General features: G+C 42.5%; 21 protein-coding genes and 1 pseudogene. 3 read left to right on the top strand and 19 right to left on the bottom strand.

Going from position 1 to position 25,664, the window contains the following annotated elements; all coding sequences use genetic code 11:
• Nucleotides 1–12: 12 nt before the first annotated feature.
• The 13 genes and pseudogenes from B7717_RS05805 to B7717_RS05750 all read right to left on the bottom strand — a co-directional run bounded on the left by B7717_RS05805 (nucleotide 13) and on the right by B7717_RS05750 (nucleotide 15,332).
• The gene (locus tag B7717_RS05805) at nucleotides 13–534 is read right to left on the bottom strand and encodes a dihydrofolate reductase family protein (protein WP_000301974.1); all 522 of its coding nucleotides are present in this window, start codon (nucleotides 532–534) and stop codon (nucleotides 13–15) included.
• Between the two features lie 8 nt (nucleotides 535–542).
• Nucleotides 543–1,307: a nucleoside phosphorylase gene (locus B7717_RS05800; RefSeq protein WP_084856985.1), complete on the bottom strand. Its 765-nt coding sequence runs from the start codon at nucleotides 1,305–1,307 to the stop codon at nucleotides 543–545.
• A 4-nt stretch (nucleotides 1,308–1,311) separates the two neighbouring features.
• A complete protein-coding gene (locus tag B7717_RS05795) occupies nucleotides 1,312–2,178 on the bottom strand; it encodes a GNAT family N-acetyltransferase (protein WP_084856983.1) in 867 nt (288 codons plus the stop codon).
• Between the two features lie 11 nt (nucleotides 2,179–2,189).
• A complete protein-coding gene (gene cysE / locus B7717_RS05790; RefSeq protein WP_084856981.1) occupies nucleotides 2,190–2,807 on the bottom strand; it encodes a serine O-acetyltransferase in 618 nt (205 codons plus the stop codon).
• Nucleotides 2,808–2,821: 14 nt separating this feature from the next.
• Nucleotides 2,822–5,035, bottom strand: coding sequence for a polyribonucleotide nucleotidyltransferase (pnp, locus tag B7717_RS05785; RefSeq protein WP_084944368.1), 2,214 nt, complete (start codon nucleotides 5,033–5,035; stop codon nucleotides 2,822–2,824).
• A 540-nt stretch (nucleotides 5,036–5,575) separates the two neighbouring features.
• Entirely contained in the window at nucleotides 5,576–6,442 is an 867-nt protein-coding gene (metF, locus tag B7717_RS05780) for a methylenetetrahydrofolate reductase [NAD(P)H] (protein ID WP_070568079.1), read from the bottom strand.
• Nucleotides 6,443–6,536: 94 nt separating this feature from the next.
• Nucleotides 6,537–8,786, bottom strand: coding sequence for a 5-methyltetrahydropteroyltriglutamate--homocysteine S-methyltransferase (gene metE / locus B7717_RS05775; protein WP_000108251.1), 2,250 nt, complete (start codon nucleotides 8,784–8,786; stop codon nucleotides 6,537–6,539).
• Nucleotides 8,787–9,138: 352 nt separating this feature from the next.
• Entirely contained in the window at nucleotides 9,139–9,432 is a 294-nt protein-coding gene (locus B7717_RS05770; protein ID WP_000797739.1) for a helix-turn-helix domain-containing protein, read from the bottom strand.
• Nucleotides 9,433–9,620: 188 nt separating this feature from the next.
• Entirely contained in the window at nucleotides 9,621–9,986 is a 366-nt protein-coding gene (locus B7717_RS05765; protein ID WP_001241800.1) for a TIGR02328 family protein, read from the bottom strand.
• Nucleotides 9,970–10,374: a YbgA family protein gene (locus tag B7717_RS05760; RefSeq protein ID WP_000438484.1), complete on the bottom strand. Its 405-nt coding sequence runs from the start codon at nucleotides 10,372–10,374 to the stop codon at nucleotides 9,970–9,972. The genes B7717_RS05765 and B7717_RS05760 overlap by 17 nt, the downstream gene beginning before the upstream one ends.
• Nucleotides 10,375–10,586: 212 nt before the next feature.
• Entirely contained in the window at nucleotides 10,587–12,455 is a 1,869-nt protein-coding gene (locus tag B7717_RS05755; protein ID WP_084944367.1) for a P-loop NTPase fold protein, read from the bottom strand.
• A gap of 107 nt (nucleotides 12,456–12,562) precedes the next feature.
• Nucleotides 12,563–12,661, bottom strand: a pseudogene (locus tag B7717_RS09830) (DUF6261 family protein); the annotation flags it as partial.
• A 37-nt stretch (nucleotides 12,662–12,698) separates the two neighbouring features.
• Nucleotides 12,699–15,332 (bottom strand): DEAD/DEAH box helicase family protein, encoded by a 2,634-nt coding sequence (locus tag B7717_RS05750; protein ID WP_084944366.1) that lies wholly within the window; start codon nucleotides 15,330–15,332, stop codon nucleotides 12,699–12,701.
• 132 nt (nucleotides 15,333–15,464) lie between these two features.
• On the opposite strand from B7717_RS05750, the gene B7717_RS05745 reads away from it, so the two are divergent.
• Entirely contained in the window at nucleotides 15,465–16,082 is a 618-nt protein-coding gene (locus B7717_RS05745; RefSeq protein WP_000076176.1) for a TVP38/TMEM64 family protein, read from the top strand.
• Nucleotides 16,083–16,128: 46 nt separating this feature from the next.
• Here B7717_RS05745 and scrK read toward each other — a convergent pair whose 3' ends face one another.
• Both scrK and B7717_RS05735 read right to left on the bottom strand, forming a co-directional pair.
• Nucleotides 16,129–17,016, bottom strand: a complete 888-nt coding sequence (gene scrK, locus B7717_RS05740; RefSeq protein ID WP_000164281.1) for a fructokinase ScrK — start codon at nucleotides 17,014–17,016, stop codon at nucleotides 16,129–16,131.
• Nucleotides 17,017–17,174: 158 nt separating this feature from the next.
• Nucleotides 17,175–19,070 (bottom strand): sucrose-specific PTS transporter subunit IIBC, encoded by a 1,896-nt coding sequence (locus tag B7717_RS05735; RefSeq protein ID WP_001064504.1) that lies wholly within the window; start codon nucleotides 19,068–19,070, stop codon nucleotides 17,175–17,177.
• A gap of 378 nt (nucleotides 19,071–19,448) precedes the next feature.
• Here B7717_RS05735 and B7717_RS05725 point away from each other — a divergent pair, with 378 nt between their 5' ends.
• Together B7717_RS05725 and B7717_RS05720 are read left to right on the top strand one after the other, a co-directional pair.
• Nucleotides 19,449–20,903 (top strand): sucrose-6-phosphate hydrolase, encoded by a 1,455-nt coding sequence (locus tag B7717_RS05725; protein WP_084881457.1) that lies wholly within the window; start codon nucleotides 19,449–19,451, stop codon nucleotides 20,901–20,903.
• Nucleotides 20,884–21,849: a LacI family DNA-binding transcriptional regulator gene (locus B7717_RS05720; protein WP_000225979.1), complete on the top strand. Its 966-nt coding sequence runs from the start codon at nucleotides 20,884–20,886 to the stop codon at nucleotides 21,847–21,849. The genes B7717_RS05725 and B7717_RS05720 overlap by 20 nt, the downstream gene beginning before the upstream one ends.
• A 34-nt stretch (nucleotides 21,850–21,883) precedes the next feature.
• Here B7717_RS05720 and B7717_RS05715 read toward each other — a convergent pair whose 3' ends face one another.
• From B7717_RS05715 to B7717_RS05700, 4 genes are all read right to left on the bottom strand, one after another.
• Nucleotides 21,884–23,158: a hydroxymethylglutaryl-CoA reductase, degradative gene (locus B7717_RS05715; RefSeq protein WP_084881458.1), complete on the bottom strand. Its 1,275-nt coding sequence runs from the start codon at nucleotides 23,156–23,158 to the stop codon at nucleotides 21,884–21,886.
• On the bottom strand, nucleotides 23,158–24,330 hold the full coding sequence (locus B7717_RS05710; RefSeq protein WP_008292874.1) for a hydroxymethylglutaryl-CoA synthase: 1,173 nt from the start codon (nucleotides 24,328–24,330) through the stop codon (nucleotides 23,158–23,160). Before B7717_RS05710 ends, B7717_RS05715 begins: the two co-directional genes overlap by 1 nt.
• Nucleotides 24,331–24,448: 118 nt before the next feature.
• On the bottom strand, nucleotides 24,449–24,904 hold the full coding sequence (locus B7717_RS05705; protein WP_000176902.1) for a threonine/serine exporter family protein: 456 nt from the start codon (nucleotides 24,902–24,904) through the stop codon (nucleotides 24,449–24,451).
• A 1-nt stretch (nucleotide 24,905) separates the two neighbouring features.
• Entirely contained in the window at nucleotides 24,906–25,664 is a 759-nt protein-coding gene (locus B7717_RS05700; RefSeq protein WP_000344542.1) for a threonine/serine exporter family protein, read from the bottom strand.

The raw sequence follows: 25,664 nt of genomic DNA, 5'->3' as shown, positions 1-25,664 counted from the left end.
CCACTCCCTTCTCTATTTCTGACTTTTTCGGCTGAAAACCAGCTCTGCAAAAGGGCCAAATTGTCTGAGGCTATCCAGTTGGTAAAAGCGCTGCCCTTCCTCTTGGGTAAAGAGGGGAACCCCCTTTCCTAGGATAAGGGGCGCTATCTGAATAATGAGGTGGTCGAAAAGATCCGCATCCAAGAGCGGTCCTACCAAGGAATTACCACCAATCACAAAGACATTTTTTCCTTTGTCAATCTGGTGAACAAAGTCCACCACATCCCCAGCTACTGGCTGGTAATTGCTGACAGGCAGGTGCCTATCATGCGTAAAGACATAGTTTTCCGTAGCTTGATAAAAACTTTCTACATCTTGCAAATCTTGGATTTCCTCAAAGGTCCGCTTGCCCATGATGGTGATATCCATTTGCCTGTAAAAGTCATCATAGCCTGTATCCTCTACAGAACCAAGCTGATGCAGCCAGTCTATCCTGTGCTGGCTGTCTGCCAAGTAGCCATCCATGGTGATACAGCCGTAAAAATATACTGCCATTCTTGTAGTTACCTTTCTAGTTCCTTGGCTATTGTCAAAGCGATAGTGAAAAAAGTCATGGCATCAGCTGTCCGCTCTTCATGGCGGGCATCCCAGGCTCGGTTATGATGATCCACATAGTCAGCTGTGTAGAAGAACTGATAGACTTTACTCTTGCGAAATTGACTCCAAGCCATGATAGCTGAAGCTTCCATGTCCACCACTTGTGCACCAGCAGTCAAGCGACGCTTGACCTTATCAGGCGTTTCTCGATAAAAGGCATCAGTCGTCCAAGACTTGGTGCGGATATGTTCGATATTGTGCTTGTCAAAGATGGCTTCCAGCTTAATCAACAGTGATTCGTTATAGGCGACTTCATCACCCGATGGGGCATAGTGATAGCTAGTCCCTTCATCTCGCAATGCGGCCGCAGGCAGGATGATTTTATCCGCCTCAATTGAGCGATCCAAAACACCACAGGAACCTAGAATGATGAAATTCTTGAAGCCTATGGCCGCTAACTCCTCCAGCTGGCCGACTATCATGGGAGCCCCAATCGTAGCTATAGCAACGGCTACCTTACTACCATCTTTTTCATAGATATACCATGGAAATCTACCATTTAGATTGGTTAGATAGCCACCTTCATAAACATCTTCAAACTGCTTTACTCGTTCAACGATTTCTCCATTAAAAGATAAAATAATCGTGTCACAGATTTCTCCACCACCTCGAATACTTCGATCAGTTGGTTCGATAACAGCAGGTACATTTTCGAATTCTTCTAATAGCATTTTTCTATTCTTTCTCATTCAGATAAACTACCTGAGTCTGTTTGACAAAGCCAATTTTTTCATACAAGCGCTTGGCACCTACATTGCTATCTTCTACTGCAATTTGAAACTCCCTGTCATTTTGCTCAATCAGTTGGTTGATAAGAGATTTTACAAAATAGCTTCCGTAGCCTTTGCCACGTTCAAGTTCTGATATTGCTAAACCGTAGAAGTAATTCGTATTAGTCGATAAATCTACCGTGCAAGTCCCAATGACCTGACCGTTTTTTAATAAAATGTATAGGCGACTTTCTGGATCTTTCAGAGCTTCAGCGACATATCTATCCACAACTTCTCTCGATTCATGTTCCTCTGAAAATACCTGAAATTTTAACTGGCTAATTTGCTCCTGATACGAACTATCTGCTAACAAAACTTCAAGATTAGAAACAGTTACTAACTGATAAGGTCTTCTATCCTTACCTAACCAGGTTTCTGTCTCTTCATCCTCGACCAATCCCCAGTTGCTGACAAAATCAGGATGACGCTCTAGAAAAATACGTTCTGTCTGAAAAGTGACTGAACGAATAGGGAAAGAAGCCGTTTCTCTCTCAAAACTCGTAAACAATGCACGCGCAATCCCCTGACGGCGATGATTTGGATGAACCAGTATCGTCACTTCCACATCTTGGTCATCTGCATAGACAGTTAATAAACCAACAAGTTCGCCTTTTTCATAATAAAGGAAAAAGGCGGGCATGTTTGGGTCAAAATTAAGCATGTTAGAAAGATAGGGATCACGATAGGTACCGTCATAGGCTTGGCAACAGTTAATGAGTTTTTTCGCCTCAGATAACTCCTCTTGGCTTAACTTGTTTCTTGCTTGAATCATATAGGTATCCTCTACAACCCCGACGATCTGTGACTGGCTTCACGGGCATGCTCTAGCTTGTCTAGATAGTATTTCCGTTTCTCCTCTACCTCGTGAATGGTTGGCTCGTCTTTCTCACCATGAACACGGACAATCTTCGCTGGAATTCCGACAACTGTCACATCACTAGGTACATCTGCCACAACAACTGCGGCTGCTCCCACCTTGGCATTTTCACCGATTTCCACTGGTCCAATAACTTGGGCATGAGCCGATATGAGAGCTCCCTTTCGAACGGTAGGATGGCGTTTGCCACAGTCTTTCCCTGTTCCCCCAAGAGTCACCCCATGATAGAGGAGAACTCCCGTCTCAACGATAGCCGTTTCTCCAATCACCAATCCAGAACCATGGTCGATAAAGACACCTGATTCTATCTGAGCCCCCGGATGGATCTCAATCTGAGTCCAGAAGCGCCAAAACTGACTGTGCATCCGAGCTAGGAGTTTGAAGCCGTGCTCCCATAGAAAATGCGAGAGACGGTGGGCAGCTAAGGCCTTGACACCTGGATAGGTCAGTAGAACCTCCAAAGTGGTGCGCGCCGCTGGATCATTTTCTTTTACGATATCAATGGTTTCGCGCCACCATCCCATACATTTCTCCTTTCTTATTCTGAATCTTTTGGTTTATGTGTAAATTCTTTCTTCGGTTTGTGGTCCTTGTGATGACGTAGACGGTGAGGACGTTCAGACTTTTCACCTTTTTCATCACGCTCAGGTTTTGGTGGACGTGGAAGAAGAGCCTTCATAGAAGCATCAACACGTCCTTTTTCATCAATCTTGATAACTTTGACATCGACTTCGTCTCCAATAGCCACCAAGTCTTCGACATTATTAGTACGCGTCCAAGCCATTTCCGAAATGTGAACGAGGGCGTCTGTCTTGTCAAAGAGGTTGACAAAGGCACCAAATTTCTCGATACGAACAACCTTAGCATGGTAAACTTCATCGACTTTAGCCTCACGAACTAGACCAGCAATGATTTCTTTGGTACGGTTAATAGCATCTTGGTCGCTAGAGTAGATAGACACATTACCCTCTTCGTCGATATCAATCTTAACGCCTGTTTCAGCGATAATTTTGTCGATGGTTTCTCCACCTTTACCGATGACAATCTTGATCTTATCAACATCAATCTTAATGGTATCAATTTTCGGTGCAGTTGGAGCCAATTCTGGACGAACTTCTGGAATGGTTGCTTCGATGACATCAAGGATTTCAAAACGAGCTTTCTTGGCTTGAGCAAGAGCCTCAGTCAAGATTTCTGCAGTAATCCCTTGGATCTTGATGTCCATTTGAAGAGCTGTAATCCCCTCACGAGTACCTGCAACCTTAAAGTCCATGTCTCCAAAGTGGTCTTCCAATCCTTGGATATCTGTCAATACAGTGTAGTTATTTCCATCTGAGATGAGACCCATGGCAATACCAGCTACTGGCGCCTTGATTGGTACACCACCAGCCATAAGGGCAAGCGTTCCCGCACAGATAGAGGCTTGAGAAGAAGAACCGTTTGATTCTAAGACTTCTGCTACCAAGCGGATTGCGTATGGAAATTCTTCCAAGCTTGGCAAAACTTGCGCAAGGGCACGCTCACCGAGAGCACCGTGACCAATTTCACGACGACCAGGCGCACCGTAACGGCCTGTTTCCCCTACAGAGTATTGAGGGAAGTTATAGTGGTGCATAAAGCGTTTCTTGTACTCTGGGTCCAAACCATCGATGATTTGAGTTTCACCCATTGGCGCCAAGGTCAAGACTGAAAGAGCCTGAGTTTGTCCACGAGTGAAGAGACCTGAACCGTGTACGCGAGGAAGGAAGTCAACAACCGCATCCAAAGGACGGATTTCATCGACCTTACGACCATCAGGACGCACCTTGTCTTCTGTAATTAAACGGCGCACTTCAGCGTGTTCCATTTGTTCCAAGATTTCAGCCACATCACGCATGATACGGTCACATTCTTCGTGGTCTGCATATTTTTCTTCGTAAACTGCTGTTACCTGGTCTTTAACTGCTTGAGTTGCAGCTTCACGAGCCAGTTTTTCTTCTACTTGAACCGCTTTTTGAAGGTCACTGTTATAGGCTGCGATGATTTCAGCTTGTAATTCCTCATCTACGTGAAGCAATTCCACTTCTGCTTTTTCCTTACCAACCGCAGCGACGATTTCTTCTTGGAAGGCAATCAATTCTTTGACTGCTTCATGCCCTTTGAGAAGGGCTTCCAACATGATTTCTTCTGACAATTCTTTGGCACCAGACTCTACCATGTTGATGGCGTGCTTGGTACCAGCTACTGTCAATTCAAGAAGAGATTGCTCTGCTTGTTCTTGACTAGGGTTGATGATGATTTCACCGTCTACATAGCCCACCTGAACCCCAGCAATTGGACCGTCAAATGGAATATCTGAGATAGAAAGTGCCAAGGATGAACCAAACATAGCAGCCATAGGTGCAGATGCATTTTCATCGTAAGAAAGAACCGTGTTGATCACTTGCACTTCGTTACGGAAACCTTCTGCAAACATTGGACGGATTGGACGGTCAATCAAACGCGCTGTCAAGGTCGCATCTGTTGAAGGACGTCCTTCACGTTTCATAAAGCCACCTGGAAACTTCCCAGCCGCATACATTTTTTCTTCGTAGTTGACTTGAAGTGGGAAGAAATCCCCAGTTGCCATTTTCTTAGACATGACGGCTGCAGTCAAGACAGTTGACTCACCGTAACGCACGACAACAGAGCCATTTGCTTGCTTAGCAACCTGGCCAGTCTCTACGATTAACTCACGACCCGCAAAAGTCGTTTGAAATACTTGTTTTGTCATTTTAATCCCCTTTGGATTGATGAAATTATACGCCTTGCCTACAAAAATCAAGATATTTTGGACGGTTCGGTTTGCCGAACATTTCTGTAGAAAAATAGGAAGGTGACGAAGCATTCGATGAATGCTAGGAAGCTTGTCTTTTTTCCTAAGAAATGAGACCAAAATTCAATTAAGTAGTTTTTTTGATATTTCACTGGAATAGTGCGGACGGGAGCAACTTCCTTCGGAATTTCATCCCTTATTTTTTAGCCTGAAGTCTAAAAAATTCCGTCCTAGAAAATAACAGAGTTATTCTCTAGGATACTACTATAGCTTGAAATATCTTTTAAATACTCACTCCGTTCGTGTTTTTTGAGACACCTATTATCATATTTTGTTTAAAAAATAATCCACTTTAAACAAACTTCTACAACCTAAATACCCTCATCTTTGTATCAAGTACGTACAGAGTCTATTTTATCATATTTTTCTTAAAAAGTGCGGGCTTTTCTATTAAAAAGGAACCATTCCCCTCACCTGAGAAGAATGGTTTGCTTTTTATTATCCTAAAGACTGATGATTAAACAAGGCATGGGTTGCTTGGTGGATGTATTTTGCTGTTTCAGCATTGTTCATGGTGTAGAGATGCACACCTGCGACATCCTGCGTTACCAAGTCCACGATCTGATCCACGGCATAGGCAAGTCCTGCTGCTCTGAGCGACTCAGGGTCATGCTCATACTTGTCTAAGATGGCCTTAAATTTACGTGGAAGATGGATATTCTCACAAGTCTTCAAGAGACGAAGTGCTTGATTACGGTTCAGAATGGGCATGATACCTGCATGAATAGGAACATCAATCCCTGCCAAGGTACACTTATCTTGGAAATCGTAGAAGCGCTCATTGTCAAAGAAAAGTTGCGTTACAAGGCTTGAACAACCTGCATCCACTTTCTTCTTGAGATTTTGAATATCCGAGATTTGGTTTGGAGAGTCAGGATGCCCCTCTGGGTAGCAAGCGCCAATAATATCAAAGTGAGGGGCTTGTTCCTTGATGAACTCGATCAAATCCGTTGCGTAGCGGAAATCCTTTTGTGGTTCCACATCAGGGATAATATCCCCACGCAAGGCCAAGATTTTCTGTACCCCAACCTTATCCAAGTCTGCAATGGTTTCAGCAACCTTTTCCTTGGTCAGATAGATAGCTGGCAAGTGGGCAATGGTTGGAATCGTCAAGTCATTCTGGATAAAGTCAGCCAAACGAACCGTTGTTTCCTTGATATTAAATTTATTGTTGCTGGCAGTCACACTGATAAAGTGCGGTGTCAGCTCCCGCATATCCTGCAAGGCTGAAATAATTTTATCATTACCCACAGCTGGGTTTGGAGGGAACACTTCAAATGAAAGTGACGGAGTTTGGCGTGACATAGTCATTATCCTTTTCTTTTTGATTTCATGATTGCTGAGCCAGCTAGGGCCAAGCAGTTCCTTGATCAGTCAGTGTCAAGAGAGAAATCTTATCTTATAATTTCTCACGCGCAGCTTTTGCTGCTTCAACAAGGCGGATCAAGCTTTCTTTTGTTTCTGGAATACCACGTGTTTTCAAACCACAGTCAGGGTTGATCCAAACTTTCTTGCTTGGTACTTTGGCAAGAATAGCATCGATTGTGTGGTCAATTTCGCCTTCATTTGGCACACGAGGTGAGTGGATATCGTAAACTCCAGGACCCACTTCTGTTTGGAAGTTTTTCGCTTTGAGTTCGTCCAAGATTTCAAGGTTTGAACGGCTTGCTTCAAAGGAAATAACGTCCGCATCCATGTTGTCGATAGCTGGGATGATATCTGTAAATTCTGAGTAACACATGTGGGTGTGGATTTGAGTGTCTGGCGCTACTGTAGAGTGTACCAAGCGGAAGGCTGGAATAGCCCAATCAAGGTAGTCTTCGTACCAGTCGCTACGACGGAGTGGCAATTTCTCACGAAGAGCAGCCTCATCGATTTGGATGATTTTCACACCAGCAGCTTCAAGGTCAAGAACTTCATCCTTGATAGCAAGAGCGATTTGAAGAGTTGAGTCCTTGATAGAGATGTCTTCACGTGGGAATGACCAGTTGAGGATGGTAACAGGTCCAGTCAACATACCCTTAACAGGTTTGTCTGTACGACTTTGAGCATAGCTAGACCATTTGACAGTGATTGGGTTGAGACGAGTGACATCACCCCAGATGATTGGTGGTTTCACCCCACGCATACCGTAAGATTGTACCCAACCATTCTTAGAGAAGAGGTAACCTGACAAGTTTTGACCGAAGTACTCAACCATGTCGTTACGCTCGAACTCACCGTGTACAAGCACGTCAAATCCAACTTCTTCTTGCCATTTAATCCATTCGTCGATGGTTTCAGCAAGGAAAGCGTCGTATTCTTCTTGTGACAATTCACCCTTACGGAAGGCCAAACGTTTGGCACGAACTTCCTTAGTTTGAGGGAATGAACCGATGGTTGTTGTTGGAAGAGCTGGAAGTTTAAAGGCTTCTTCTTGGATAGCTTCACGTTCTGCAAAGGCTGGCAAACGAGTGTAGTCTGCGTCTGTCAAACCAGCGATACGCGCACGAAGTTCTGTATTTTCACCCACACGCTCAGTCGCAAAGAGTTCTTTGTTAGCTGCAAGAGCTTCTGCACCTTGACCATTGCGGATAGCATCCAAATCACGAATCTCATCCAATTTTTCAACTGCAAAAGCAAAGTGGTTCAAGATAGCTGGTTCAAATTCTTCGTTAGCTGTTGTAAATGGCACATGAAGAAGTGAGCATGAGCTAGTCAAAACGATGTTTTCAGCTGGGATTTGTTCAAGAATCGCCAAGCTCTTTTCATAGTTGTTACGCCAGATGTTCTTACCATTGACAATACCTGCATAGAGAGTCTTGTCAGCTGGGAAGCCACCTTTAACGAGTTCAAGAGTTTTCTTACCTTCAACGAAGTCCAAACCAATGGCATCTACTGGCAAGTTCACAAGGTCAGCGTAGACGTCACGAACGTCACCGAAGTAAGTTTGAAGCAAGACTTCAAGACCTTTCTTGTCAGCCAAAAGCTTGTTGTAGAGGTTCAAGAAGAGGGCTTTTTCTTCAGCTGTCAAATCTTTGACAAGAGCTGCTTCGTCCAATTGGATACGAGTCGCACCAAGCTCAGCCAATTTAGCAAAGACCTCTTGGTAAGCAGCTACTAAGCTATCTACGAAGTCTTCTGCTTTCACACCGTCTTCAAAATCTGACAATTGAAGGAAAGTGAACGGACCTACAAGGACTGGACGAGTGTTGAGACCAAGTTCTTTTGCTTCTTGGAACTCATCAAAAATCTTGTGACCAGCCAATTTAACTTGAGTGTCTTTTTCAAATTTAGGAACGATGTAGTGGTAGTTGGTGTTAAACCATTTCTTCATCGGAAGGGCACGCACGTCCCCTTTTTCTCCTTGGTAACCACGTCCCAAAGCAAAGTAGCGTTCAAGATCAGACAATTCCAAGTTTTGAACGGAAGCAGGTACCACGTTGAAGAGGAAAGCTGCATCTAGGAAGTTGTCATAGTGAGAAAAGTCATTTGATGGGATTTCAGTGATGCCTTTTTCTTTGACGATGTTCCAGTGTTTAGCACGCAATTCTTTTGCTGCGGCAAGGAGTTCTTCTTCTGAGATTTCTTTTCTAAAGTATTTTTCAGTTGTAAATTTTAATTCGCGGAATTCGCCCAAACGAGGGAAACCGATGATCGTAGTTGACATGATGTGTCCTCCAAAATTTGTTGTTGAAACTATCTTAACAGAAAAGAAACTGTCTGTATAATTGTAAATAATTAGGCTTTGATATAGTTTGAAACTATATCACTGTTTTAAACAAAAGAAAAAGACTTGAGATCTGTGTCTCAAATCCTTTGTATTGCTTGTTTGGTGGCTGTATTTTAGTTGGAATGCTCAAACGAGCTATTGACGATTTTCATCAGTGACTATGGCTTGCTATTAGAAAAGACTATAGGTTGGTTTTCTTTTGTAATTCTGATATTTCCCTGAAAAAGTGCGGACGGGAGGTAAAATTGTTCTGTGGATGATTTTAGCCAACCAAGTAATCTCTTCTCTATCAACCTTTTTCCTGTTCAAGTGGAACGACTGCTAGTGTCTTTCCTAAACTTGCTAAAACTTTTAAGACCGTATCCAACTGAGGACTGGTCTTTCCTGTCTCCATCCTAGCTATAACAGGCTGGCTTACTCCACTGAGTTCCTCTAGCTTTTTCTGACTGATACCTTGCTCATGTCTAGCCTCAATCAACTCACTCATGATATCCACTCGCATATCACTTTCAAGGATTTCCTCCTTGGTAAAGAGTTCAGATCGGATATCCTTCCAATTACTTCCAATAGCACTATTCTTCATCACTTAACCCTCTTTCTTTTATGTCCTTCAGTTCACGCTTGGCTTTTGAAACAAATTATAACTTAAAAGTTATTAAAAGTAAATCCTAATACTCTTAAAAAGAAGACCTTAGAATCATTCTAAAGGTCTCATATTTATTATTCAAAAAAATTACGAGAAGAGTTATAATATGGAGCTAATCCTGACTCTTACTCCAGCTCAATGCCTTTCTCTCGGAGATTAGCTAAACACTCCTCATAGTATTCTGCATCATGTTCACTATAGATGGTCTTGCCTAGTTTCTCCTCTGCTAAGTCTTGATAAGAAGGGCAGGTCTTGCCACGGTAGTTCTTATCCAGCCACTCTGGACTGACATTGTAGCCACGGATTGCCATCTCCTCCATGATCAAGCGATGATAGGCATAGAGACGATAAGGCGAGTGGGTAAAGACATAGTCCACCGTCGCATGCTTTCTGCCCCAGCCATTGCCACGAAGAGCACAGCACTCTCGATGTTGCCCCAAAAGCTGCGGACGGGGAAGTTGTGAAATCAAAGCCTCATGCCAAAGTCTCATGAGAGTCTCCTTTCAGTAAAGTCGAATGTTGCAAATAGGTATTGGGATAGCGATCCAGCAACTCTCTCGTCTTAGCGATTAAGTCTTCCTTAGAAGCCTGACCAAAGCGGTAGCGATCCAGCAAGAGCATGTAGTCTTTGCATTCAACATCTGTCGCTTTCTTTTTGAAATAGCCCCAAATATGCTGAAAGGCATTGCAAACCTGACCTCTATGCTCAGGAATTTGGCAGGCACGGTCAATCAGTTCTTGAACATGACTTACCTCCACCACTTCATTCTTCAAGTATTGGCGAATCTCATTGTAAATATTGCTGGAATGGCTCAAAACGAGGTATTTGTTTCTAGCCCAGAGTTGTTGGCACTGGGATTTTTGATTAGTTTGTTCCATGTTTCTCCTTGCTTTCTATCCGTTTCCAGGAAATATGGAAACAAAGTTTTGTCTAAACCTCTTTCAAAAAATGTATTATTTCTCCTATTTTATCATAATTCTATAAAAACCACTCGACCTGAGTAGAGCAAGTAATTTTTTTAGAGAATGCTAATTTAGTGTAACGGTAAGAAATAAGCAATAAACTAGAAAAATACCCAAATTTTAAAATCCTAATCCCTGCGTCTATGTTCTCCATCTATTTTCTCATCAAATGTGAATCCTTTTGATTCCAGCTGATCAAGTTTCAGGCGAATCTTTTTAATAACATCCTCCCTATAATCTTCAAAATCATGTGGTGGTTCAAAAGTGTATTTACCTATCCAAAGAGTATAGATCATATTTTCTGGGATAATATCAAAATCAAAATAATTCTCATCAGTAGATAGAATCCCTTGAAATTTCCAAAATGATAAAAATTCCTTATCTCCAAAACAATCTATCGCATTCCATATACTACTATCCCATTTCTTAAATTGCCCAAATTTATTAACCGCACTTAGATAGGTCAATAGGAAGAAATCTTTCCGATTTAACTTGGCAAAATTTTCATTATTAATCTCTAATTTTGTATAGTGAAGTCCCAAATCATGGAAGCTAAGTACTCTATGCTTTTCCATAAAATAAATGATTTCAGACTGGTCTAAACCTTCTTTCCTAAGAATAGTTTCCCAAAAATTTACAATCCTAGCTATTGTTTCCTTGCTTAAAGGAGTATTTCTCTCATATCTAGGGATTTCTTCATTCAATTTTTCTTCAACAATATAGTCCATTGCAGAGCTATTATAAGATTTCAGAGATTCCTGTATAGTAATACGTAGTAGTTTAGCTTTCTGAATTTCAGAAAAAGATTTATATTCGCTTGAGAGATATTGATAAAAATCTTTGTTATAGTTTGCCTCTCTTAGTTCTCTGGATAATTCATTACTGTCTGTTTCAAGTAATGTATTAAATTCCTCTTTTGTATGATTTAGAGGTTCTTCATAGAGAAAATAGGCTGGTTTATTCTTTTTATAGTTCGGTTGATATTGGTTATGGTCTGATTGCTGAATGTCAGATAATATTTCCTGTATGCTTCGTCCAAACTTGAAAATCTCTGTAAAACTTGTTTCTTCATCATCCTTAACTTTTATTTCTTCGTTCTTTAATAGTTGTTTATATAATTCAGGATAAAAAAGATAAGCGTAGATAATCCAAAGTTGCTGTTCTTCTTGAACATGTTCAAACTTCTTCCTTGAAAAGAATTCTTGATTGACATAGTCATTAAAATGATTACGATCTCGCAAATTTCTGTTTTCAAAGCTAAACCTTCTCCAAAAATCATCTGACAAACTCGTATTGAGTTTTTTACTTAACAACTCAAAATAATCTTGCCAAATATTTGATGGGTGAAGAACAAATGGTAGTTCTATCCGTCTATCAATAATTTTAGAGAGGAAATTATTGTCGTTAAGATGCACTTTCTCAATATCTCCAACAAAAACAATTGGAATCTTGCCATTAAGCAAGCTAAAAATTTTATAACTCTCCTCTTGTTGTTTGTTAGACATTCGATCAAAATCATCAATAACTAATACTTTTCGAGATAATGATAGACATTTAGAAGTTAGTAAACAACTGTAAAAACCATCTGATTTGATTTTAAAAAATTGATAGATTGCTACTAATAAAACAATACTCCCAATAATTAATTTAACACAAAAAGATTCAAAAAAAGAACTTAAACCCAAATCAACTACATTAGTCATTAAGATAGAAACTGCGACACATAAAACTATGAAAATCCTTAAAAGGCTATATACCAACGGGTGTAATTTTGAAAAAACAATCTCAATCGTTGAGCGGTTATCGCTTAATCTCCAAAAGTCTATCGTAACTAATTTTTTATTAGTATTCTTACCAACTTCAACTAGAAATTCTGTTTTTCCAGAACCCCAGTTCCCATTTAAGAAATAAGTTTTATTTTCTTCAAGTAATTTAGCAACATTTTTAGCTGCTACTGAAGTATCAATGTGCTTTAATGTAATAAATCTATCATCCATAGTATTTCTTTCTAAAAAACAAAATATTTCATAGCGCCTACTTTTATAAAAATTATACCACGAATCCACAAAAATCCCCTTAGAAATCCATTTCTAAGGGGTAGTCCTTATCCAGCTACTTGTTCTATTTCTTCTACTTTAACTTTCTTCTCCTTCTTACTTGAACTAGTCAATCGTCTCTTACTGTCTCTAATTGTGTTTATATTTTAAGAGAATTTACTTATTTATCTCTTGTAAACTCCCCTACTCCAACTGACTTTTAACCTTCTTCTTAGTCAAGGTACGGTCGTTTTTGTTAGAGAGAGCTTGGATACGAGCTTCTAGAAGGATTTTCCTTCCGATCTCTGTTCGTGTATATACGAGGTGATAACGTCCGATATTCGGCGTCAGAAAGTCGAGGAATTTCTGTGCTTCTTCCTTGCGCTTGTCAAAAAGACTTGGCACGACATAGTAAGGTGACTGACCTTGTCGGACTTTCCCTGCCTTCAAGAGATAGCGCTGGTTGTCCACTGGAGCAAAGAACTCTCCCACAGTCTGAGCAAACAACTCCTTGTCCCTCATGCTTCCTCCCTTGAGATAGGCAAAGACCATGTAATTTTCCTTATTCTCCTCTACCTGAACTCGGGATTGATCATCCGTTAGATGCCCCGAATCTAGCAGAGCCTTTCGGATCTGCTCACCCAGAGATTGCAAACGTTTATAGGGACTCTTATAGCGGAGGTAGCGCCAAGATGCAAAGGCCAAAAATAGGAGACAGGCTGTCGTAAGCCACCAAACACCGATCAATCTCAGTCTAAATAGCAAGACCAACAAATCCACTGCCAACAAGAGCAATGTCATGCGAACCCATTTTAATGCATCAAGCAAGAGCATGACTGGGACCTTCTGTTTTTGAGTCGCGACTTCTGTAACTATCTCAAATTGATCCGCTACGACAAGAGATTCATGCCATTTTTTGCGCAAACCTGCTCGATCCTTGGATAACATCTTAATCCGTTCGTTATACTCTCTAATTTGCTTTTTCTTAAAAGGGGGCTTTGGAAAATCCAAACGATCCAAACCGGTCTCAATACTCTCCTGATTATAGGCCAAGCCAAGAAAATGCTCCATCCGTCGCGACAAGGTCTGCAGATCCTGATTGCTCTCTGGTCTAGGCTCCTCACCAGGAAGAGTGATAAGTGCTTGCGCTTGAACGGCTACCAGATGCCAGATGTTGCTGGTCTTCTCTGGATGTCCCGGCCAGATACGAATGGCACGCCCGCGCATCTGGTTACTCAGCATAAAGCTTCCCACAAAGCTTCCGAGGATTAGGGAATTAACACAAGGAGCATCCCAACCCTCTCCAAGGAGAGATTTGGTTCCGACTAGGACTTGAATCCTTCCTCGTTGAAAAAGCTCCGTCACTGCCGCTACGATTCCCTTAGCTGTGCTCGGAAAACCAACCTGCACATAATCTTTTGGATCCAAATGACCAATAGATGAGAAACTAAGAGGAACCTGAGGCAAGAATTCCTTCAACTCTGCTGCCACATCGGTAGGCAAAATAACGACACTACCTGATAAGACAGCCAAAGACACAGGGATCTCTTGCTCCTGAGATTTTCGACGAATGCTTTCAAAATAAGGGAGAACCCCCAACTGAGAAATGGTTGCCTGATTATCTCCCAGATAGGTGGCAAAATCCTTGCGAATATAGTCAGCTAGTACTAACTGTCTCAGTTCCTGACCTAGACTCTCATACTCCGTCAAAAAGATATCGGCAATGGCAGACAACTTCCCTAGAGATTGGGTTAAAAGCTGGTCAGAAGCCTTAGACTTAACCAGATAAACCTGACGTTTTTCCACCAACCCACGCGCCTTCAAGTCAGCCTCTAACTTTTTCCTATATCCATCTGGATCCTCATACCAATCTGGTGTCTGATAGAGTATGCTCTGCAACAGCGTCTCCAACCAGTAGGAGGTCAATGTTGGAAGCCTCTGGGTTCCCAGTAAATTTTGCAAAGAGGGAGGAATCGTTAACCCCTGAGAATGCATATAAATCAACATAGCAGACAAGTACTTGGGATCTTCTAAAAGCAAATCAGATGAAATATCCCCTTTGAGGACCTTAGACCCTGCTACAAATGTTTGAAAATCAGGATCGACTATAAGGTGATGAATATAGTCCCACTTAGTCTCCTCAAACTGTTTGAGACGTTCCGCCTCTTCAGCTGTTGGTGAGCACATATAGACAAAATCCTGATGAGGGCAAAGAGTGTCTTCCTTGACTAGTTCAGGTACCGTGATTTCTTGATCGATCTCCCCGCACATTCGGATATAGCGTTCCCAGAGTTCAGGATCGCTGTCATATGGTGGTGTCGCTGTCAGGGAGATGAGTTTCAGCGGTCCATACTGCTTGCGAAAGGCTTCCAGACTTTTCCACCATTCATTGCGCAGGTGGTGGCATTCGTCCAAACAAAGAGTAGCAACTTTCTGAGCTCTTAGGCTTGCAAGCAAATCAAACCCCACAAAATCCTCTGCTTCTCCATCTTCTTGTGATTGAAGTTGGTTCATGGCACTATGAAAAGCCTGATAGGTCACAATCGTTAATACCTTCATCTCCTTTAAGTTTTGGGAAACGAGGTCTGAAAGCCTCTGACAATCCTCTAGAAAAGCAGTTTGTATTCTATCCACCCATTGTTCACGAATGGTTACAGTCGGAACTAAGATGAGGGCTGGGTTGCCAAAACGAGCGATTAGCTCGATACCAATGGTTGTCTTTCCAGACCCTGGAGCGGCCACTAGATGAACATGGCCGTCTGCTTGATAGTCCTGAAAACGATCCAAGACCTGTTTTTGATATTGGCGCCAGCTTCCTTTAAAGTTTAAACCTAACATGATACCCCTCATTCTATACCATCATTTTCTTATTCTCATTTTACCACACTTATTTCACCAGTCAGATAATCCAGATAGTTTTTCTCCATAAAATATGGTATAGTAGAATCATACTATCTATGAGGAGTTTACATGTCACAGGATAAGCAAATGAAAGCTGTTTCTCCCCTTCTACAGCAAGTCATCAATATTTCATCTATCGTTGGGGGAGTCGGCACCTTGATTTTCTGTATTTGGGCCTATCAGGCGGGTGTTTTACAATCCAAGGAAACCCTATCGGCCTTTATCCAGCAAGCTGGGGTTTGGGGACCACCACTCTTTATCTTTTTACAGATCCTACAAACCGTTGTTCCAATCATTCCGGGAGCTTTGACCTCAGTGGCTGGGGTCTTTATTTACGGCCACATCATCGGAACCATCTATAACTATATCGGAATCGTGATTGGCTGTGCCATTATCTTTTACCTCGTCCGTCTCTATGGAGCTGCCTTTGTCCAGTCCGTCGTCAGCAAGCGCACCTATGACAAGTATATCGGTTGGCTAGATAAGGGCAATCGTTTCGAGCGGTTCTTTATCTTTATGATGATCTGGCCTGTCAGTCCAGCTGACTTTCTCTGCATGCTGGCTGCCCTCACCAAGATGACCTTCAAGCGCTATATGATTATCATCATTCTGACCAAGCCCTTTACTCTAGTGGTTTATACTTATGGTTTGACCTATATTATTGATTTCTTCTGGCAGATGTTTTGAGAATAGAAAAATCCGTTTGGTTGCCAAAGCGGATTTTCTGTTTGTTTTATTTTGCGACACTCTTAGCAAGGACAAAGTTTCCAAGTGTAGCGGAGCCATTGCCTGCGACTGCTGGAGTGACAATGTAGTCACGCACGTCTGGTACTGGTAGATAGCCATTGAGAAGAGCTGTGAATTTCTCACGTACACGGTCCAGCATGTGTTGCTGTGCCATCACGCCACCACCAAAGACGATGACATCTGGTCGGAAAGTCACTGTCGCGTTGACAGCAGCTTGAGCGATATAGTAGGCTTGGACGTCCCAAACAGAGTTGTTGAGTTCGATGTTTTCACCACGAATACCTGTACGAGCCTCCAAACTTGGTCCAGCCGCAAAGCCTTCCAAACAGCCCTTGTGGAATGGACAAACACCGTTGAATTCTTTTTCAATATCCATTGGATGTTTAGCTACATAGTAATGCCCCATTTCAGGGTGACCGACACCACCGATAAACTCACCACGTTGGATAACACCTGCACCGATCCCTGTACCGATTGTGTAGTAGACCAAGTTCTCGATACGGCCGCCAGCATTGTTGCGGGCAACTACTTCACCGTAGGCAGAGCTGTTTACGTCTGTGGTGAAATACATGGGTACATTAAGAGCACGACGAAGGGCACCAAGCAAGTCGACATTTGCCCAGTGAGGTTTTGGAGTCGTTGTGATAAAGCCATAGGTTTTGGAGTTTTTGTCGATATCGATTGGACCAAATGATCCGACAGCAAGACCAGCAAGGTTATCGAATTTTGAGAAGAACTCAATGGTTTTATCGATGGTCTCGATAGGAGTTGTTGTAGGAAATTGTGTTTTTTCTACAATGTTAAAGTTTTCATCACCGACAGCACAGACAAACTTTGTACCGCCTGCTTCTAAGCTTCCGTATAATTTTGTCATGATAAACCTCTTGTTTTTATTTTCTTTATTATAGCATATTTTGAAAGTCTAGATTTCTCTATATTTTAGATTTTCCTCTGTAAATCTTACCATTCAAGCAAAAACGAACAAACATGTCATTTGTTCGTTTTGTTTTTAGATTTGATTCTTGAAGAGGATTAGGCTTTCACTTCGATGATCGCGTCGCCCTTGACAACTGAACCACTTGCGACTGGTGTTACAGAAGCGTAATCTGCAGTGTTGGTTACGATAACCATTGTTGTGTCGTCAAGACCTGCGGCAGCGATTTTGTTTGAGTCAAAGGTTCCGAGAATGTCACCAGCTTTGACCTTGTCGCCTTGAGCAACCTTTTGTTCAAAGCCTTCACCGTTCATTGTCACCGTATCGATACCGACGTGGATCAAGATTTCAGCTCCGTTAGCTGTTCTTAGGCCATAAGCATGTCCTGTTGGGAAGACAATTGTCACTTCAGCATCAGCTGGTGCGTAAACAACATCTTCACTCGGTTTTACAGCAATACCTTGTCCCATAGCTCCACTTGAGAAGACTGGATCATTCACATTTGAAAGAGCAACGACATCACCAACGATTGGTGTTTGGATAACACCTTCGCTTGGTGAAATCACAGTACCAGTTACTGCTTCTTCAGTCAAACGATCTGTTTCAGCTTCAGAAATTGCTCCTGCAACCTCTTCTACTTCATCTTCGTAACCAAACATGTAAGTAAGAGCAAAACCAAGTGCAAAGGATACAGCTACCATAAGAAGGTATTGTAGAAGTTGTCCATTCCCAATGTAAAGCATTGTACCAGGGATGACTGTGATACCATTACCAGTACCAGCAAGTCCAAGGATTGAAGCAAGTCCACCACCGACTGCACCAGCAATCAATGAAAGGAAGAAAGGCTTACGGAAACGCAAGTTAACCCCGAAGATAGCAGGCTCAGTAATACCTAGGAAGGCAGAAAGAGCAGCTGGGAAAGCAAGAGTTTTAAGTTTAGGATTTTTAGTTTTCACACCAACGGCAACAGTTGCAGCACCTTGAGCAGTCATAGCTGCAGTAATGATAGCGTTGAATGGGTTAGCGTGGTCAGCAGCAAGCAATTGAACTTCAAGCAAGTTGAAGATGTGGTGAACACCTGATACGACGATTAATTGGTGAACTCCACCAATCAAGAAACCACCAAGTCCGAATGGCAAGTTAAGAATAGCTTTTGTTCCAATGAGAATGTAGTTTTCAACAACGTGAAAGACTGGTCCGATAACAAACAATCCAAGGATTGACATTACAAGGAGTGTTACAAACGGTGTTACCAAGAGGTCAAGTACATCTGGAACAACCTTACGAACTGCTTTTTCAAACTTAGCTCCGACAACCCCGATGATGAAGGCTGGAAGAACTGAACCTTGCAAACCTACAACTGGGATAAATCCGAAGAACTGCATTGCAGTTACTTCACCACCAGACGCAACAGCCCAGGCATTTGGAAGTGAATCAGAAACGAGCATCATACCAAGAACGATACCAACAGCTGGGTTACCACCGAATACACGGAAAGTTGACCAAACAACCAAACCTGGCAAGATAATAAAGGCAGTGTCTGTCAAGATCTGAGTATAAGTTGTCACATCTTCTGGAAGTGTCATTCCAAGAGCAGTCAAGAGACCACGAACACCCATGAAGAGACCAGTTGCTACGATAACTGGAATGATTGGAACGAAGACGTCACCGAAAGTACGGATGGCACGTTGGAACCAATTTCCTTGTTTTGCAGCTTCTGCTTTCATGTCTTCTTTAGAAGATGTTGGCAACCCAAGAGCTACGACTTCATCGTACATCTTGTTTACTGTACCAGTACCAAAGATGATTTGGTATTGACCTGAGTTAAAGAAAGCACCTTGAACTTTTTCCAAGTTCTCGATAGCATCTTTGTTAATTTTCGCTTCATCTTTAACCATCACACGGAGGCGAGTCGCACAGTGGGCTACACTGTTGACATTCTCACGTCCGCCAAGGGCTTCGATGACCTTTTTTGCAATATCCTGATTGTTCATTTGCAAAAATCTCCTTATATAAAATTTTGTAAAGTGTTTGAAAGCGATTTTATCCGCCCTACGACTATTATTTTATCATGTTTCTAAAATATGTCAAGCGTTTTGCAGAAATTTTTATTCCCTTTCTTTTTCCTCTGATTATTTTTGCTCGTTTTTGAGGGAAATTCTCTTTTTCCTCAAAAAAATATCTTTAAACTTGAGGAATAAAGGTTTTTATTTACATTTTCTTTCATTTTTTCGTGAAAATTTGTTAGATTTCCTTTACTTGATTTATGGCAACCGTTTGACATTTTTTGCTATTTTTTAACATAAAAGACTTGCTTTTTTGGTCGAAAACGTTTACTATTAAGGTAGTAGAACTTTAGGAGGAAAGATAAAATGGAATGGACAACTGAGCGCCGTTATAGACGCTATGAAGACTGGTCTAATGATGAAATCAAGCAAATCAAGGAAAAGATGGCACAATCTCCATGGCATACTCATTACCATGTCGAGCCTAAAATGGGGCTTCTCAATGACCCAAATGGCTTTTCCTATTTTGATGGTAAATGGATTCTCTTTTACCAAAACTTCCCCTTTGGTGCAGCTCATGGTTTGAAATCTTGGGTGCAGCTTGAAAGTGATGATTTAGTGCACTTTACAGAAACTGGAGTCAAAGTTTTGCCTGATACTCCATTAGATAGCCACGGGGCCTACTCTGGATCTGCCATGCAGTTTGGCGATCAGTTGTTCCTATTCTATACTGGAAATGTCCGTGATGAAAACTGGATTCGTCACCCTTACCAGGTTGGTGCTCTTTTGGGAAAAGATGGCAAGATCTCGAAGATTGACAAGGTCTTGATTGACCAGCCAGCAGACTCTACCGACCACTTCCGCGACCCACAAATTTTCAACTTTAAGGGGCAATATTATGCTATCGTGGGTGGACAGGACTTGGAGAAAAAAGGCTTTGTTCGTCTCTACAAAGCTATAGATAATGATTACACCAACTGGCAAGCAGTTGGTGACCTAGACTTTGCCAACGACCGTACTGCCTATATGATGGAATGTCCAAATCTGGTCTTTATCGGTGAACAACCTGTACTTCTCTACTGCCCGCAAGGATTGGATAAGAGTGTTCTAGACTATGATAATATCTATCCAAACATGTACAAAATCGGGGCTTCTTTTGATCCTGAAAATGCTAAAATGGTAGATGTCTCTCCATTGCAAAATCTAGACTATGGTTTCGAAGCTTATGCAACGCAAGCCTTCAACGCTCCAGACGGACGCTCTCTAGCAGTTAGTTGGCTTGGACTACCAGATGTAGCCTACCCATCTGATCGTTTTGACCACCAAGGAACTTTCTCATTGGTCAAGGAACTCACTATCAAAGATGGCAAACTCTACCAATACCCTGTCGCAGCTATCAAGGACCTTCGTGTCTCTGAAGAACCCTTTTCAAATCGTGCTCAAACCAATAACAGCTATGAACTCGAGCTCAACTTGGAAGCCAATAGCCAGAGCGAGATTGTCTTACTTGCCGACAAAGAAGGCAAGGGACTTTCAATCAACTTTGACCTTGTAAATGGTCAAGTGACAGTGGATCGTAGCCAGGCTGGTGAGCAGTACGCCCAAGAATTTGGAAGCACTCGTTCTTGCCCAATCGACAAGCAAACTACTACTGCTAACATCTTCATCGACAATTCTGTTTTTGAAATTTTTATCAATAAAGGAGAAAAAGTATTTTCTGGTCGCGTCTTTCCGAATGCCGATCAAAATGGTATCCTGATCAAATCTGGAAACCCAACCGGAACCTACTATGAAATAGATTATGGTCGCAAAACTAACTGATGTCGCAAAACTTGCTGGTGTCAGCCCTACTACCGTTTCTCGGGTTATCAATAAAAAAGGTTATCTGTCTGAAAAAACCATTCTCAAGGTCAATGAAGCCATGAGAGAATTGGGCTATAAGCCCAACAATTTAGCTCGTAGCCTCCAAGGAAAATCAGCTAAGTTGATTGGCTTAATTTTCCCAAATATTTCCAATGTTTTCTATGCAGAATTGATTGATAAGTTGGAACACCAACTCTTTAAAAATGGATACAAGACCATCATCTGTAACAGCGAGCACGACTCTAAGAAGGAACGGGAGTACATCGAAATGCTAGAGGCCAATCAGGTCGACGGTATCATTTCTGGTAGTCATAACTTGGGAATTGAAGACTACAATCGTGTAACAGCGCCAATCATTTCCTTTGACCGAAACTTGTCTCCAGACATTCCTGTTGTCTCCTCTGACAACTACGGTGGCGGGGTTCTCGCTGCCCAAACCTTGGTCAAGACAGGTGCCCAGTCTATTATCATGATTACAGGGAATGACAATTCCAATTCGCCTACTGGACTGCGTCATGCTGGTTTTGCCTCTGTACTCCCAAAAGCGCCTATTATCAATGTTTCGAGTGACTTTTCTCCCGTCAGAAAGGAAATGGAAATCAAGAATATCTTGACTCATCAGAAACCAGATGCTATCTTTGCTTCAGATGATCTGACAGCCATCTTGGTTATCAAAATAGCTCAGGAACTGGGAATCTCTGTTCCTGAAGAGCTCAAAGTCATCGGCTATGATGGGACTTACTTTATCGAAAACTACTACCCTCAACTGGCGACCATCAAGCAACCCTTGGAAGAGATTGCCCAACTCACTGTTGATCTTCTCTTGCAGAAGATCGAAGGCAAGGAAGTCGCGACAACTGGTTACTTCTTACCAGTCACCCTATTACCTGGAAAAAGTATTTAAGTACAAAAAACTCAGACGAATTCGTCTGAGTTTTTTATGATCTTAAGTTTTCGAGATAGCGCTGGGCTGTCTCTAAGTTAAAGGTTTTATCTGCGATGAGGTGCTCAACGAGGGGAGTAACTTCAGACTCACTAGCACCTGCTAGGAGAGCTAAGGATTTGGCCTGTAACTTCATGTGACCTTGCTGGATGCCCGTACTCACCAAGGCTTTGAGGGCCGCAAAGTTTTGGGCGAGACCGATAGAAACGATAATCTGAGCTAATTCCTTGGCAGAAGGATTTCCTAGTAGTTCATGACTGAGAGCTACACGTGGGTTGAGACCGATAGAGCCACCCTTGGTCGCTACCGGCACGGGTAAGGTCATCTCACCGACCAATTCTTCTGTGTCCCTATCTAGACTCCATCGACTGAGACCTTGATAGCGCCCGTCTCGACTGGCAAAGGCATGGGCCCCAGCTTCGATAGCACGCCAGTCATTACCCGTGGCGATTAAAATGGCATCGATACCATTAAAAATCCCTTTATTGTGAGTAGCTGCTCGGTAAGGATCTGCCTGCGCAAACTGGCTAGCCAAAGCTATTTTCTCTGCTATTTCTCTGGCTTCATCCTTTTGTCGGCTCAAGTAGCGAAAGGCGATACGACAGCTTGCTGTCACCAGAGAATCGGTCGCGTAGTTGGACAGAATCCCCATGAGGCTCTGTCCCTGACTGAGTTCTTCTAAGACTGGCTTCAAGGCTTCTAGCATGGTATTGAGCATATTGGCCCCCATGGCTTCCTGGGTATCGACATGAAGATAAACAACGAGAAAGTCTGTTTCACCTTTGATCTGCTCTACATGCAAATCACGCGCCCCACCACCACGTTTGACGATAGAAGGATAGGCTTGATTGGCAAGTTCCAAGAGTTCGGCTTTCTTGCTGGCAATCTTCTCTTGCGCTTGTTCAGGATCAGCAACTTGATAAAGGGCCACCTGACCGATCATCTGGCGCTCATGTACTTGAGCAGTAAAGCCACCTGCTCGCTTGATGATTTTGCTGGCATAGCTGGCCGCAGCAACCACTGAGGGCTCTTCTGTCACATAAGGAACTGTGTAGTCCTGACCATTCACCAAAAGTTCTGGAATGATCGAATAAGGCAGAGAAAAAGTTCCCACCACATTCTCACTCAGCTGATCTGCAACCGCCAAGCTGACTTGTTCATCCTGCTCCAGACTCGTTTGCCTTTCAGGACTAAGGAGCGCCTGAGCTTGTAACAACTCAAGGCGCTCATGGTATGATTTTTTAGAAAATCCATTCCAACTTATCTTCATTATTTTTCAACCTTGCTATAACGGCGTTGGTGGTCGACAATTTCAACCAAGGCATAGTCTTGATGTTCATAACCTGCAAATTGGGCTGAACCAGACTCATCCAACTGCACCTCTTCGAAGAAGACTTTTTCATAGTTTGCAACAGACAATGTTGTACGTTGTTTAAGTTTACTCAAGCGATCCTTATCAAGATAAGTTTCATAACCTTCTACCAGCTCTCCACTAAAGAACTCTGAAACCGCTCCACTTCCGTAACTGTAGAGGGCAATTTTATCTCCAGCCTTCAAAGTCTCTGCATTTTCCAAAAGAGAAAGGAGGCCGAGGAAGAGAGAACCTGTGTAGATATTTCCAATCATCTGACTGTAGAGAATGGACTTGTCAAAGTTTTCTTGCAGACTATCCTTTTTCTCTTGAGATAAGTTCTTGTCCATCATCTTGCGCAAGCCTTTTAGGGCCAACTTAGGATAAGGCAAGTGGAAGCAGATAGCCGCAAAGTCATCCATAGTCCAGTCATAGCGTTTCTTATATTCATCCCAAGTCGTTGTCAGGCAATCAAGATACTGTTGGGTCGAGTACATGCCGTTTACATAAGGAGTGCTTGAGTAGTTCGGACGCCAGAAATCCATGATGTCTCTCGTTTGGGCAACATTATCATTGTTAAAGGCCATGATGCGTGGATTTTGAGTGATTAGCATCGCCACACTTCCAGCACCCTGAGTTGGTTCACCTGGAGTTCCCACACCATACTTGGCAATATCACTGGCAATGACCAAAACCTTAGACTCTGGAGAATTTTCCACATGCAATTTAGCATAATGAAGGGCAGCTGTCGCTCCATAGCAGGCTTCTTTGATTTCAAAGCTACGGGCGAAAGGCTGAATGCCTAACAAGCCATGAACAAAGACTGCCGCTGCCTTACTCTGGTCAATCCCTGACTCGGTCGCCACGATGACCATATCGATTTCTTCTTTTTCTTTGTCTGATAAAATAGAGTTGCTTGCACTAGCTGCCAAGGTAACAATGTCCTCAGTCAGTGGCGCAATACTAATTTCATTTAACAAGAGTCCCTTGCTAAATTTTTCGGGGTCAACTCCCCTCGCTTCTGCTAAGTCTTGTAATTTCAAGACATATTGACTGGTCGCAAAACCAATCTTATCAATACCGATTGTCATATTTACCTCTGTTTTTTCATTCATTGTAAAAAATCGTTTCATTCTATTTTATCACAAATAGGGACAAAAGAGAGAAAAAAGACTTGATTCAACAAATCAAGTCTTTGCTTTGATTGTATTAGGAAGAGATTCCTCGTTGTTTTCGGATGTAGTAATAAAGCTTTAAAATCACCGTTCCACTTGCCATTCCAATAGAAATAACAAGAGCTAACATAACCACCAAAGTCGCGCTGGCAATAGCATGGCTGTAATCGCCTGTCACAAAGAAAGCTGTCGTTCGATAGGATAAATAACCCGGCACCAAGGGGGCAAGAATGGCCAAGACAAAGACCACCGCTGGTGTCTTATAGACAATACTTAAAATCTGACTGATGCAAGAGCCAATTACTGCTGCGATAAAGGTCGCAATAATAACATTGGTTGGTTCTTTGAGCACGAGATAGAGGAGCCAAACGCCCATTCCCAAAATACCACCAGGTAGGAGCATGGAGCGTTGAACATTCAGTACGATTAGAAAGGTGATGATGGCGAGTAAACTCGCTACTGCTTGGAGTAAAATACTTGTTAGAGTCATCTTATGTCATCAAAACTAGGGCGACGGAGGTACCGGCCCCTAAAGCGAGGGTAATGAGCAGGGATTCAAACATCTTGCTCATACCAGAGTTGATATGGTTGGTCATGATATCCCGTACCGCATTTGTCAGAGCAATCCCTGGAACAAAGGGCATGACCGCTCCTGCTATAATCAGGTCTGCTGTCGAAGGAAAGCCTGTATAGCGGGCCCAGAACTGGGCGATCAAGCCGAAAACAAAGGCACCTGCAAAGGCCGTTACAAAAGGAATGCGGACAAACTTCTCGACATAGAGAGAGAAGGCAAATCCAAATAAAGTTGCAATAGCTGCACCAAAAGCGTCATAAACATTGCCCCCAAACATAATCGAGAAGAAAGGGGCACTGAGGGTCGCTGCTACAGTCACTTGGAACTTTGTATAAGGAAGGGCTTGATTACCAATTTCTTTGAGCTTTTTAAAGGCTGTCGAGAGATCAATCTGCCCGCCCACAAGCTCCCGTGATACTTGGTTGACATCACAGACTTTTTCAATGTTATAAGAGGATGAGGTCACCCGTTTCATCCGAGAAATATTGGTATTTTCAATAGAAAAGAAAATAGCTGCGGGCATGGCAAGAACATTGCAATCCATTATTCCCTGCGAATGGGCAATACGGATCATAGTATCCTCAACCCGATGAATCTCTGAGCCACTTTTCAGGAGAATGGTTCCTGCTAGCATAATCACATCAATGACGGCATTCAACTCTCTCGATTCGTCCAT

The sequence above is a fragment of the Streptococcus oralis subsp. oralis genome (assembly GCF_002096495.1).
GTDB lineage: Bacteria > Bacillota > Bacilli > Lactobacillales > Streptococcaceae > Streptococcus > Streptococcus oralis_CU.
This window is presented reverse-complemented; position numbering and strand designations above follow the sequence as displayed.